The organism is Curvibacter sp. Hmag1.1, from assembly GCF_059769165.1.
The window spans coordinates 3,839,494-3,852,730 of sequence record NZ_JBMBGX010000002.1 but is presented as its reverse complement, the minus strand read 5'-3'; the positions used below and the strand labels follow the sequence as shown (position 1 = coordinate 3,852,730).

General features: G+C 61.3%; 9 protein-coding genes. 5 read left to right on the top strand and 4 right to left on the bottom strand.

What is annotated here, in order from left to right; translation table 11 throughout:
* Positions 1-43: 43 nt before the first annotated feature.
* The 4 genes from ACOAP0_RS18585 to ACOAP0_RS18570 form a co-directional block, all read right to left on the bottom strand.
* The gene (locus ACOAP0_RS18585; RefSeq protein ID WP_498377634.1) at positions 44-2,938 is read right to left on the bottom strand and encodes a 2-oxoglutarate dehydrogenase E1 component; all 2,895 of its coding nucleotides are present in this window, start codon (positions 2,936-2,938) and stop codon (positions 44-46) included.
* A gap of 207 nt (positions 2,939-3,145) precedes the next feature.
* Positions 3,146-5,038, bottom strand: a complete 1,893-nt coding sequence (locus ACOAP0_RS18580) for a propionate--CoA ligase (RefSeq protein WP_498391502.1) — start codon at positions 5,036-5,038, stop codon at positions 3,146-3,148.
* A 173-nt stretch (positions 5,039-5,211) separates the two neighbouring features.
* The gene (locus tag ACOAP0_RS18575) at positions 5,212-5,820 is read right to left on the bottom strand and encodes an isochorismatase family protein (protein ID WP_498377632.1); all 609 of its coding nucleotides are present in this window, start codon (positions 5,818-5,820) and stop codon (positions 5,212-5,214) included.
* A gap of 56 nt (positions 5,821-5,876) precedes the next feature.
* Positions 5,877-6,545: a TetR/AcrR family transcriptional regulator gene (locus ACOAP0_RS18570; protein WP_498377631.1), complete on the bottom strand. Its 669-nt coding sequence runs from the start codon at positions 6,543-6,545 to the stop codon at positions 5,877-5,879.
* Positions 6,546-6,768: 223 nt separating this feature from the next.
* Here ACOAP0_RS18570 and ACOAP0_RS18565 point away from each other — a divergent pair, with 223 nt between their 5' ends.
* From ACOAP0_RS18565 to ACOAP0_RS18545, 5 genes are all read left to right on the top strand, one after another.
* A complete protein-coding gene (locus ACOAP0_RS18565; protein WP_232459894.1) occupies positions 6,769-7,326 on the top strand; it encodes a C40 family peptidase in 558 nt (185 codons plus the stop codon).
* Between the two features lie 39 nt (positions 7,327-7,365).
* Positions 7,366-8,019 carry a DNA oxidative demethylase AlkB gene (alkB, locus tag ACOAP0_RS18560; RefSeq protein ID WP_498377630.1) on the top strand — a complete coding sequence of 218 codons (654 nt, stop codon included), beginning with the start codon at positions 7,366-7,368 and terminating at the stop codon, positions 8,017-8,019.
* A 155-nt stretch (positions 8,020-8,174) separates the two neighbouring features.
* Positions 8,175-9,611, top strand: a complete 1,437-nt coding sequence (locus tag ACOAP0_RS18555) for an aldehyde dehydrogenase family protein (protein ID WP_498377629.1) — start codon at positions 8,175-8,177, stop codon at positions 9,609-9,611.
* Positions 9,612-9,647: 36 nt separating this feature from the next.
* Positions 9,648-10,355, top strand: a complete 708-nt coding sequence (locus ACOAP0_RS18550) for a VOC family protein (RefSeq protein WP_498377628.1) — start codon at positions 9,648-9,650, stop codon at positions 10,353-10,355.
* Positions 10,356-10,436: 81 nt separating this feature from the next.
* Positions 10,437-13,040 (top strand): DEAD/DEAH box helicase, encoded by a 2,604-nt coding sequence (locus ACOAP0_RS18545; protein ID WP_498377627.1) that lies wholly within the window; start codon positions 10,437-10,439, stop codon positions 13,038-13,040.
* The last annotated feature ends 197 nt before the right edge of the window (positions 13,041-13,237 follow it).

Sequence of the window (13,237 nt, the reverse complement as noted above, 5' to 3'; positions counted from 1 at the left end):
CTAATTCTTTCCGTAATGTGTTGGGGGATGAAGTGCTGCTGACTTACTTGGTCAGAACAAAGCCCTTCAACTTGCCGAATGCGCCTTCAACCAGAGCCTTTTGTTGCTCTTGGTGCAAGTGGGAGTAGCCCACTGCCGGCGACGCGGACGCAGCGCGTCCGGAGTAGCCGAGCTTCTGGCCTTCCAACATGTTTTCGTGAATGTAGTGCTGCACGAAGAACCATGCACCCTGGTTTTGCGGCTCGTCCTGGCACCACACCACGTCGGTGGCATTGGGGTACTTCTTCAGTTCGGTCGCAAACGCTTTGTGCGGGAAGGGGTACAGCTGTTCCACGCGGATGATGGCCACGTCGTCCTGGCCCTTTTCTTCGCGCTTCTTCACCAGGTCGTAATACACCTTGCCGGAGCAGGCAATCACGCGCTTGACCTTGTCACCCTTGAGCTCCTTGCTCTCGGGAATCACGGTCTGGAAGGCACCCTTGGTGAACTCGGACAGCGGCGATGTCGCGTCTTTGTTACGCAACAGGCTCTTGGGCGTCATGATGATCAATGGCTTGCGCAGGTTGCGCACCATCTGACGACGCAGTACGTGGAAGATCTGGCTGGCGGTGGTGGGCTGCACGATCTGCATGTTGGTGTCAGCAGCCAATTGCATGAAGCGCTCCAGGCGTGCCGAGCTGTGCTCAGGGCCTTGACCTTCGTAACCGTGCGGCAACATCAAAGTGATGCCGTTCACACGGCCCCACTTCACTTCGCCGGACGCAATGAACTGGTCAATCACAACCTGGGCGCCGTTGGCGAAGTCGCCGAACTGGGCTTCCCAAATCACCAGGGTGTTCGGGTCGTTGGAAGCGTAGCCGTACTCAAAGCCCAACACCGCCTCTTCAGACAGGATGGAGTCGATCACCACGAACGGAGCCTGGTTGTCAGCCACGTTCTGCAATGGCACGTAGGTACCGGCATCCCACTTCTCGCGCTTCTGGTCGTGAATCACGGCGTGGCGGTGGGTAAAGGTACCGCGTCCGCAGTCTTCACCCGACAGACGCACGGGGTAGCCGCTGGCCACCAAGGATGCGAAGGCCATGTGCTCGCCCATGCCCCAGTCCACATTGACTTCGCCACGGCCCATGGCTGCGCGGTCGTCGTAGACCTTCTTCACCAACTGGTGGGGGGTGACACTCTCAGGAATGGTTGTCAGCTTTTCGGACAGGCGCTTCCACTCGGTCAATGGAATGGCGGTGTCGCCAGCGTCCGTCCACTTCTTTCCGAGGAACGGAGACCAATCCACCGAGTACTTGCTCTTGAAGTTGGTCAGCACTGGGTCCACGGTGTGCTTGCCAGCATCCATGGCGGCGCGGTATTCCTTGACCATGGAGTCGCCAAGGTCTGCACCCAGGCCTTGGGCAGCCAACTTGTCGGCGTACAACTTGCGGGTGCCGGGGTGGGCGCCGATCTTTTTGTACATCAAGGGCTGAGTCAGGGAAGGTGTGTCCTGTTCGTTGTGGCCCAACTTGCGGTAGCAAGTGATGTCCACCACCACGTCCTGCCCGAATTCCATGCGGAACTCCAAAGCCAGTTGGGTCGCCAGCACCACGGCTTCCGGGTCATCACCGTTCACGTGCAACACGGGCGACTCGACCATCTTCACGATATCGGTACAGAATGCACTGGAGCGCATGTCGCGGGGGTCGGAGGTAGTAAAGCCGATCTGGTTATTGATGATCAGGTGCACCGTACCGCCGGTGGTGTAACCACGGGTCTGGGCCAAGGCCAAAGTTTCCTGGTTAACACCTTGTCCGCCAAAGGCCGCATCGCCGTGCACCAGCACGGGCAGCACTTGGGCACCTTTGGGGTCGCCACGTCGGTCCATACGGGCACGCACAGAGCCCTCCACCACCGGGTTCACGATTTCCAAGTGAGACGGGTTGAACGCCAAGGACAGGTGAACGGGGCCGCCAGCGGTGGACACGTCCGAGCTGAAACCTTGGTGGTACTTCACGTCACCAGCAGGCAGGTCCTCAGGGGCGGTGTGGTCAAACTCGGCGAACAGGTCCGCAGGCATCTTGCCCAAGGTGTTGACCAGCACGTTCAGGCGGCCGCGGTGGGCCATGCCGATCACGATTTCCTGAATGCCCTTGGCACCGGCTTGCTGGATCAGCTCGTCCATTGCGGCAATGAAGCTCTCGCCACCTTCGAGGGAGAAGCGCTTTTGGCCCACGTACTTGGTGTGCAAGTAGCGCTCCAAGCCTTCAGCCGCAGTAAGGCGCTCCAGGATGTGCTTTTTCTTTTCTGCGTTGAACTGGGGCTTGCTGCGTGTTGCCTCCAGCTTTTGCTGCCACCAGCGCTTCTGATTCTGATCGGTGGTGTACATGTACTCCACGCCGATGGTACCGCAGTAGGTTTCACGCAATGCGTTCATGAGCTCACGCAGGCTCATGGACTCTTTGCCAAAGAATGTGTTGCTGATGTTGAAGACCGTTTCCTGGTCTGCATCGCTGAAACCGTAGAACGCAGGCTCCAGCTCGGGAATCTTGTCGCGCTCCATGCGCTTGAGAGGATCCAGGTCCGCCCAGCGGGCGCCGACGTTGCGGTAAGCGGCAATCAATTGCTGCACTGCCGTGCGCTTGCGGCCCATCTCGGAGTCCGCGCCGCTGGCGACCACCGTATGTTTGACACCTTTTTTTGCCAGATCAACGAAAGCGTTGATCACGGGCATATGGGCTACGTCTTTCGATGTGGTGCCGTCTGCAGCGGGAACGTGCTGCAAGGCATCAAAGTAATCGCGCCAGGTATCGGGAACGCTACCGGGGTTGGCCAAGTAGTTCTCATACATCTCTTCGACATAAGGAGCATTGCCACCGAACAGGTAGGTGTTGTTTTGGTAGGTTTGGTACACGGACGAGCCCGTGTTCGCACCATTGGAGCTGGAATCACTCATATTTCGCTGACCTCCGTTCCCCTTCAGGGAACATTAGCTGGTTAAAGCTGGTTAATTAACCTTCCGCGACACGGCTGAACCGATTGGCGGATGCGACTGTGGCATGGGAAGGGCCTTCATTGCAGGGCGGATTGTGCCACCGAATGATTTTTGGGGAAAGTAAAGTATGGGCGAGGGTATGCACTTCTTGCATACCCTCATGCCGATTCAAGCCAACAAATCACGGATCTGTTGAAGCGCTCCGGGATCTTCCATGGTGGTCAGGTCGCCGGGGTCACGCCCCTCACATACCGCCTGAATGGCGCGGCGCAGCAATTTGCCACTGCGCGTCTTGGGCAACACGGACACGAAACGCACCCGCGCTGGCCGCCCCACCGCACCAATGGTTTGGTCGACCACTTTCATGATCTCGCCTTCGAGTTTGAGCTTGGCAGCGTCGTCGACCAAACCACTGCCATCCTTCACTACCGCAAACGCGACCGCCACCTGCCCTTTGAGCTGATCCGCCACGCCCACCACTGCCACCTCTGACACATTAGGGTGGCTGGAGATGCTTTCCTCAATTTCACGGGTCCCCAAGCGATGGCCGGCCACGTTGATCACGTCGTCAGTCCGCCCCAGGATGAAGAAATACCCGTCCTTGTCGCGCACGGCCCAGTCAAAGGTGCTGTAAAGCTGCTTGCCGGGAATGCTGCTCCAATAGGTTTTCACGAAGCGCGCATCGTCTTTCCAGACAGTTTGCATGCAGCCGGGTGGGAGCGGGCCTTCGATGGCGACCACGCCTTTCTGGTCGGGGCCTGTCAGTTCTTCAGCCGTGTTCTCGTCGATCAGCTTGATGTTGTAGCCGTACATGGCCACGCCGGGGCTGCCGAACTTGCTGGGTGCTTTTTCCACGCCATTCGCAATGGTCAGGATGGGCCAGCCGGTTTCGGTCTGCCAATAGTTGTCGATGATGGGCTTGCCCAGGCTCTCACTGATCCACTGTGCTGTGGGCTCGTCCAAAGGCTCGCCGGCCAGGAAAAGCGCCCGCAGGCTGGAAAGGTTGTACTTGGTGAGCATGGCAGGGTCCTGCTTTTTCAGCACCCGTACGGCCGTGGGAGCGCTGAACATCACCGTCACCTTGTACTTCTCCACCAGGCTCCACCAGACGCCTGCGTCGGGACGTGTGGGCAGCCCTTCGTACATGATGGTGGCCATGCCGGCAATCAGTGGCCCGTAAATGATGTAGCTGTGCCCCACTACCCAACCGATGTCGCTCGTGGAAAAGTAGGTTTCGCCGGCGTTGCCGCAGAAGATGTGCTTCATGCTGGCAGCCAGGGCCACCGCATAGCCGCCGGTGTCGCACTGCACGCCTTTGGGCTTGCCGGTGGTACCGCTGGTGTAAAGCGTGTAGCTCGGGTGAGTGGACTCCACCCACTCGCAGGGCACCACTGCATCCAGATGATTCAGGCGTTCAGCGCCCCACAGATGGTCGCGGCCAGCTACCAAATTCATAGCAGCCAGTTTGCGGTCCACCAACAATACGGCGGCCGGCTTGTGGCTGGAGGTGGCGATAGCCTCGTCCAGCAAGGGCTTGTACTCCACGACCTTGCCACCGCGTGAGCCGGCATCGGCACTCACGATGACCACAGGCAACGCATCTTCAATACGGGAGGCCAGCGACCCTGCTGCGAAGCCGCCGAACACGACGGTGTGGATCGCACCAATCCGTGCACAGGCCAACATGGCAAATGCAGCCTCTGCGATCATGGGCATGTAAATCAGGACCCGTTCGCCCTTCTTCACGCCCAATGACAGCAGCACAGCCGCCATGCACTGCACTTCGGCGTGCAACTGCGCAAATGAATAGACGACCTCTGAATTGGTTTCGGTGGACACCGCGATCAGTGCTGCCTGGTCCGGCCGCGTCGCCAAATGCCGGTCCACTGCGTTGTGGCACAGGTTGGTGGTGCCGCCCACAAACCACTTGGCAAAGGGTGGATTGCTGTAGTCACATACCTGGGCAGGTCCGGTTTTCCAGTCAATCAGCCCTGCTTGCTCGGTCCAAAAGCCATCGCGGTCATCGATGGAACGGCGGTAGAAATCAGCGTAGCCTGTCATTGTTTGTCTCCGGTCGGGCCTATAAAACTGAATTCATAATTATGGAGAGCCAACTTGCTGCAAGCTGACTTTTCCCCCGCCCGGCACTCCGCTCATCAACAAGCCACAAAAAAAGCGGCAGTCTTTCCAGACTGCCGCTTACTGAATGGAGCCGCCCCGCCGGCGCTCTGAACTTATTTGATCAGGGCCTGCGCTTCCTTGAATACAGGGTGCTCCGCAGTACGAATCCATTCAAAAGCCACCATCTCGGTCGTCACCAGCTCGGCGCCAGCGCCAGCCAAACGGTCGAAAGCAGCATCACGGTTGCGCTCGGTGCGGGAGCTGCAGGCATCAGTGACTACCCAGACTTCAAACTCGTCTTCGAGCAAATCCAGTGCTGTTTGCATCAGGCAGACATGGGCCTCACAACCGGCAATCACGATAGCGCTGCGCTCAGACGCTGCAGGCTTCTGCAAATGCTTGGGCAAGCTGCGGGCATTGCCCTGCACCGGCTTGGCCGGCGGGCGCAGCCATTCGCCCAAACCCTCTTCAATGGCGCTGAACTGCATTTTGTTCAGAACCCGGGCCCGCGCCTCGTCCAAGGCAGCCTTCACATCCGGCACGGTATGGCCCAGGCCAGAAGGGTATTGCTCTGTATAGAAAGCAGGCACTTCCAGCAAAGCGGCCAGCTTGGCCAAACGCACGGCGTTGGCCACCACTAATTCAGACTCGAACATGGCAGGCATCAAACGGGTCTGGTAATCCACCAGCACCAGCTGGCTCATGTCCACATCGATCAACATGGGGAAATCCTTCTCAAAAAACGTGGGGCGAGCATAACCGCCCCGCAATGGCCCATTCAGCCGAACAAATCCACTTGCAACTTGGCGGGGTCATCCTGCTCGGCCGGCGCTTTGCCTTCCAGCTGGGTCGCCAAGCGGTCGAGGTAGAGCGCAAAACCATCAAAAGCCACGTCATTGATGGCAAACATGCGGCGCGAATCCCGTAACAACAGTACGCCCAACGCCGCCGACAACAGACCCGCCACCTCGGAGGGCAGCCGCGAATCCGCACACCCCAGGCCCTCCAAAGCCTCCGCCACTGGCTCCAAAGACGTTTGCAAATCCTGAATCAATTGCCTCACCAGTGTTACCTGAGGCTCGCCAGAACCGTCAGATGCCAGCAAATGGAGCACGATGCCCGTATCTCCGGGGCGGGCGAAAAAGTGCGCCAACCAGGCGTTGGCCCGCGCATGCAGCAAGGTGCCGGGGTTGATTTTGGACAGTTTGGCTTGGGCCGCTGCCGCCCGCGCCCCTTCCAGGGTCTCTTGCAGCACCGCAGCCAGCAAAGCCTGCTTGCTCGGGAAATAGGCATACAGCGCGCCCGGCGTGTAGCCGGCACGTGCGGCAATCTCGCGGACACTGGCGGACTCCAAGCCGCCCTCAGCAATCGCCGCGCGCACTGCCTGCAGCACCAGACTGCGCCGTGTGTCTGCCAGTGCCTGTTGGCGCCTTAACTTGAGCTCCATCCGTCACACCCCGCGAAGAAAAGCCAATACGATCAGCGATTTTAATAAACATCGATTAATTTAAACAAACAACAAATCACTGAACATTGTTTAATTATTCATCGCCGGATTTCGCCTGAATCCTTATAAATTCAGGATTCTTGAAGTAAATCAAATAGTTAAGTGTGTAACTGAAGGTGTCACATTACTTGACACATGGAGGCAAGCTCACTAGAGTGCGACGATGCGTTTTGTTCTGCTCCTCACACTGCTGCTTTCCTTGGGCCTCGCGCACGCGGAACCGGCACCTGCTCCGGCCTCTGGCGATGAAATGTCCCGTTTCATCAACGACCGCGGCTTCCTGGCCCGCATCGGGGATGTCGGCAACAAGGTCACCAACCGTGCCTCCGAGCTGGTCATGAACTCCATGGCGTTTCTGGGCGTTCCCTACAAACGCGGCGGCACCCAAGCCGACACCGGTTTTGATTGCAGCGGTTTCGTACGCGCCATCTATGAGCAAACCGCCGGCCTTTTGCTGCCGCGCCAAGCTTCCGAACAAGCCGCTGCCACCCAGAAAATCGACAAACACGAACTCCAACCTGGTGACCTCGTGTTCTTCAACACCATGCGCCGCGCGTTCAGCCATGTCGGCATTTACGTGGGCAACGGCAAATTCATTCACTCGCCAAAGCCCGGTGCCGAAGTGCGTGTGGAAGATATGGGCGTTAGCTACTGGGCCAAGCGTTTTGACGGCGCCCGCCGCGTGAACGCCGAAGAAGCCCAGCAGGCCCCTGCCCGCTAAGCCCGACAGTCACACGGCGCAGGCCGTACCGGGTTCCCCATGAATCTGGATCTCTTCAGCGCAGAGGACACTGCGCCCTCAACTCCCTATGAGATTGCGCCCGGCGCCTGGGCTCTGCCGGGATTTGCTGTCATGCAGGCGGATGCGCTTTGGGCAGGTATCCAAAAGGTCATCCAAATCCATCCGCTTCGCCACTTGCTTACCCCCGGTGGCTCGCGCATGTCGGTCGCCATGAGCAACTGCGGCGATTTGGGCTGGGTCAGCGACGCAGCCGGCTACCGCTATCAAGGCACAGACCCGCTCACGCAAACTCCGTGGCCGGCAATGCCCGAAGGTTTCCGGGAAATGGCCATGTCGGCCGCCGAACGGGCCGGATACCCTGCGTTTGAGCCTGACGCCTGCCTGATCAACCGCTATGCCCCCGGCGCGCGCATGACCCTGCACCAGGACAAGAACGAACGCGACTATTCTGCCCCCATCGTCTCTGTGTCGCTGGGCCTGCCTGCGGTGTTTGAGCTAGGTGGCTTGGAGCGTGGCGACAAGGCACAACGCCTGACATTGCAACATGGCGATGTGCTAGTCTGGGGCGGGCCGGCGCGGCTCCGTTTCCATGGCGTACGCGCTGTAGAACCCGGCCAGCACCTGCTCACCGGTGCCCACCGGTTCAACCTGACCTTCCGCAAGGCAGCCTAGGGACAACCCCAAGGCGCTTTGGGGAGCGCGCTCAAAACGCAGCGCAGGTGACAGCAGGTCGCTGCACAAGCCCCCACAATGCCGCCTGTAATCTGTGTGGGTAGTACAACCGTTCCCCGGAGACCGTCCACACTCCCCTCTTTCTGGAGCCCCGAATGAACTCACCGTTTCAAGATGCCGACCCGCAGCTGATGCAAACCACCTTCGAGGCTCAGCGGGCCACTGCGCTGGCCTGGCGCCAGTCCACCGCGGCCGAGCGCATTGAACGTTTAGAGCGGCTGCGCACCAGCTTGCTGGCCCACAAAGAGGCCCTCTACGAGGCCTTTGCCGCCGACTTTCACAAACCCCGCTTTGAAGTAGACGGCACCGAGATCGTGCCCAGCCTGGACGAAATCCGCCACAACATCAAATGCCTCAAGGGCTGGATGCGCCCTACCCGCATCCGCGCCACCGAACTCACCATGGGCAACAGCGCCCATGTGCAGTACCAGCCCCGCGGCCGCTGCCTGATCATCGCGCCCTGGAACTACCCCCTGTACCTGATGCTCAGCCCGCTGGTCTCCGCCCTAGCCGCCGGCAACACGGCCATCCTCAAGCCCTCTGAGATGGCGCCGCGCGTGGCCCAAGTGCTGGCTAGCATCGTGGCCAAGGCCTTCCCGGCGCATGAAGTGGCTCTGTTTGAAGGGGCACTGGCCACCTCGCAGGCCTTGCTGGCCATGCCGTTTGACCACATCTTCTTCACCGGCTCACCCGCCGTGGGCAAGGTGGTCATGGCGGCTGCGGCCAAGAACCTGACCAGCGTGACCCTCGAGCTGGGCGGCAAGTCCCCCACCATCGTGGACGAGACCGCCGACCTGCAAAAGGCGGCTGAAACCATTCTGTGGGGCAAGTTTGTCAACGCCGGCCAGACCTGTGTGGCGCCCGACTACCTGTATGTGCACGCCTCGGTGCGCGATGCGTTTGTGGCCGCCTGCCAGGCCATCCTCAAGGCCCGCTATGGCGACAGCGCCCAGAGCCAGCGCAGCAACGCGGACTTCACCCACATCATCAACCAGCGCCACACGCAGCGCATTGAAGGCCTGCTCAAAGACGCCACTTCGCGCGGCGCACGGGTGCTGAGTGGCGGCGAGGTGGACACCGCCGGTAACTACATTGCCCCGACCCTGGTCGACAACGTGCCCATGGACTCCACCCTGATGCAGGAGGAAATCTTCGGCCCGGTGCTGCCCATCATTCCCTACACCGACCTGCAGCAGGTCATCACCTCCATCAATGCCGACCAGAAGCCACTGGCCCTGTATATCTGGAGCAGCAACCAGAGCAACATCGACACCGTGCTCACCAACACCAGCTCCGGCGGCGCCTGCGTGAATCACTGCGTGCTGCACGTGGCCCACGGCAACCTGCCCTTCGGCGGGGTCAACAACTCCGGCATCGGCAGCTCGCACGGCATTTACGGGTTCAAGGCCTTCTCGCATGAACGTGCGGTGCTCAAGGGCGGCTGGCTGCCCAGCATCCGCATGTTCTTCCCGCCCTACACAGCGGGCCGCACCAAGCTGCTGAACTTCTTGGTGAGCTGGGTCAGCCGATAGAGGTTTGAGGCTGCGCCGGGGTGTTATCGTGCGGCGATGAAAACACAGATAGACCACCTCGTCGTTGCAGCACACACCCTGGAGCAGGGTGTGCAGTGGTGCGAAGCCACCCTCGGCATCACCCCGGAAGCCGGCGGCGAACACAGCCAATTCGGCACCCATAACAAACTCTTCAAGATCGCGACACCTGCCCACCCGCTGGCGTATTTCGAGATCATTGCCATCAATCCCGGCGCCAAAGGCCCGGCCAACCCCCACGCCAAGCGCTGGTTTGACTTGGACAACCCTGAGCTGCGTGCCGCAGTGGCCCAAGAGCCGCGCTTGGTGCACTTTGTGGCCGGCACCGATGAACTGCAAGGCGCTCGCATTGCCCTCAAGAACATCGGCATCGACCGCGGCCCGGCCATGCCCGCCAGCCGCCACTCGCGCAAAGGCGTGCTGCACTGGCAAATCACCGTGCGTGAAGACGGCTACCGCCTGTTTGAAGGCTGCCTTCCCACGCTCATCCAATGGGGCAAACCGGACGACGCCGAGCCCCTGCGCCTGCACCCGCGCAACAGCCTTCCGCGCAGCCGCGTGAGCCTGGACAGCATCGGGGTGAGCCACCCGAGCGCGGCCAAACTGCAAGCGGCTTATGCAGCCATAGGTCTGGAAGGCGTGGCCATCTCGGAGGGCCCGGCCAACCTGAGCGCCACCCTCAAGACGCCCAAGGGCCTGGTCACGCTGCAGAGCATGGGCATTTAGCCTGCGGGTGTTGACGGAGATTTGCTCTTCTTTTGATAGCTGCTCGCGCACATTCCACCTGCGCTAGCAGCCATTTTGACTATGAAACGCAAGCGCACACCGCCTCTGCCTGCCGACTCAAGCGACTCTGAGCCCGACGCCGATGGCACCGTCATCGGCCAGTTCCGCCCCCGCATCACACTGATGACGCTGGGCCGGGGCGAAGGCTTGCTGGGCCTCAAGCCCCAGGGCAAGCTGGGCCCCCGGGGCGACAGCGTGACGCTGGCGCAGTTCGACTGGACTTACCGCACCCCGGCCGGCGACCGATGGGAGACGCCCGCCCCCAGCTCCATCCTCAACAGCCGCCCGGCGGAGTTTGAAGATCTGTTCGACACCGGCGGCCCGCTGGTGCGCCTGCAGCGCAACCTGGTGGCCGAGGCAGATGCCATGGACGCGGTGTGGGACATGGACTTTGTGCCGCTGGCAGACGCCACCTTCCAGTGGCGCAGCCAGAAGCAGCGCCCGCATCTGGGCAGCGTGTGGACGCTGCCGCAGGAAGACCACTTTGGTGACTTCTGGGCCGACCAGGTGCCCCAGCTCCAAGCCCAGGGCTGGACGGTGGTGGTACAACCCGGCTTTGCGCATGAGAGTGTTGCTGTGGAGCGCTGGAAGCTCATCCTCAGCCCCGACACCGGTGAGGTGCTGGGAAAGGTACTGGACAGCCCGCTCGTCAAACCCGCGCGCGGCGTCGAAAAGCTGGCCCTGCCGGGGCGCGAAGGCGAATGGCTGCTGAGCCTGGGCATCGAAATTGAGGGCGAGACGCTGGACCTCGCCCCCATGCTGGCCAACCTCATCAAGCGCGACCCGCGCTGGCTGATCCGCAACTACCTCGACACGCTGGACGATCTGGCCACGGTGTCTTTACGCGCGCCGGGTGGCAAGCGCATCGACGCCGAAGCCGGCCCGCTCAAAGCCATCGTCGGCGCCATGGTGGACTTGCTGACCGACCCGCAACGCATGGCGCCCAAGGGCCCCATCCAACTGGGCGCGTGGGAGGCCCGCCGCATCAACACCCTGCGAGCCAGCTTGCTGGATGCCTCGCGCGTGGGCGCCCACCAGGGCTGGCAGCTGGAAGGCGATGTGGGCTTGGCCGCGCTGGCAAAACGGCTGCACAGCACTGGCCAGCCCCAGCCGGTAGAGGCACCCGTCGGCTTGCAGGTGCAGCTGCGCCCCTACCAGCTGGAAGGCTTGGCCTGGCTACAGTACCTGCGCGCGCAGCACCTGGGCGGCATCCTGGCCGACGACATGGGCTTGGGCAAAACCGCCCAGGCGCTGGCCCATGTGCTACTAGAGAAGCAATCTGGCAGGCTTGACCGCCCGGTGCTGGTGGTGCTGCCCACCTCGCTGCTGTTCAACTGGCAGGCCGAGGCCAAGCGCATGGCACCGGATTTGCGGGTGCTGAACCTGCACGGGCCGGACCGCGCCGCCCTGTTTGAGGCCATGCCCGGGCACAACCTGGTGCTCACCACCTACCCGCTGCTGTGGCGCGACATCGAGGCGCTGGCCGCGCAGCCCTTTCATCTGGTCATTCTGGATGAGGCGCAAATGGTCAAAAACGCGGCCAGCCGCAGCGCCCGCGCCCTGCGCCAGCTGCAAAGCCGCCACCGCCTGTGCCTGACCGGCACGCCGCTGGAAAACCACTTGGGCGAACTCTGGGCGCAGTTCGACTGGCTGATGCCCGGCTTTCTGGGCGACCAGCGCAGCTTCGCCGCCCGCTGGCGCAAGCCGATTGAAGAGAACGGCGAAACGGTGCGCGCAGCCCTGCTCGCCCAGCGCGTGCGCCCCTTCATCCTGCGCCGCCGCAAGCAAGACGTGGCCACCGAGCTGCCACCGCGCACCGAAGTCATCCAGCGCGTGCAACTGCAGGGGCGCCAACGCGAGCTGTACGAGAGCGTGCGGGTGGCCGCCGACAAGCAGGTGCGCCGCGTGCTGCAACGCCAAAACTTTGCCGGCGCGCAGATCAGCATCCTCGATGCGCTGCTCAAGCTGCGGCAGGTGTGTTGCGATCCCTACCTGGTGAAGGGCAGCGATATCGCGCCCGACATGGAGCGCGCCAAACTGCATGCGCTCACAGACCTTTTGGTCCCGCTGGTCGACGAAGGCCGCCGCGTGCTGGTGTTCTCGCAGTTCACCGAGCTGCTGGAGCTGATTGCCGATGCGCTCTCGGCCCTGCGCCTGCCGTTTTTGAGCCTGACCGGCAACACCTGCCCCGCCCAGCGCGGCGACATCGTGCAGCGTTTTCAAAACCAAGAAGTACCGGTGCTGCTGGTCAGCCTGAAAACCGGCGGCGTGGGCCTGAACCTCACCGCCGCCGATACCGTCATCCACATGGACCCGTGGTGGAACCCGGCGGTGGAAGAACAAGCCACCGCCCGCGCCCACCGCATCGGCCAGGACCAGCCGGTGTTCGTCTACAAACTGGTGGTGGAAGGCAGCATCGAAGAACGCATGCTGGAACTGCAGGCCCGCAAACTCGCGCTGTCCGACAGCGTGCTCGGCCACGACGCCGAAGGCGCTGCCAAGTTTGATGAAGCCGATTTGCAAGCATTGCTTGCGCCACTGGGTGCGCTCATGACGGAAGGCCAAACACCGGAAGAAGCCGCGCGGGGCTGGGGGCGGACGAGGAGCCGGGTGGAAGGCATTTAAGTATTCAATCGGCCTCTAGCGCTCATGGAATTTGCGCGAGCAGCTACTGAAACGATAGCAAAGTGACATCTCCATACAAGCAACTAACTCCGGTGCATTCATACAAACTGAGTGAGTCACAATAGATTTCAATTTCCAATGCTAAAAAACTGACTTGGAGCTCTTGCTATGAACACTGCCGCCAAAAGCACACCGAG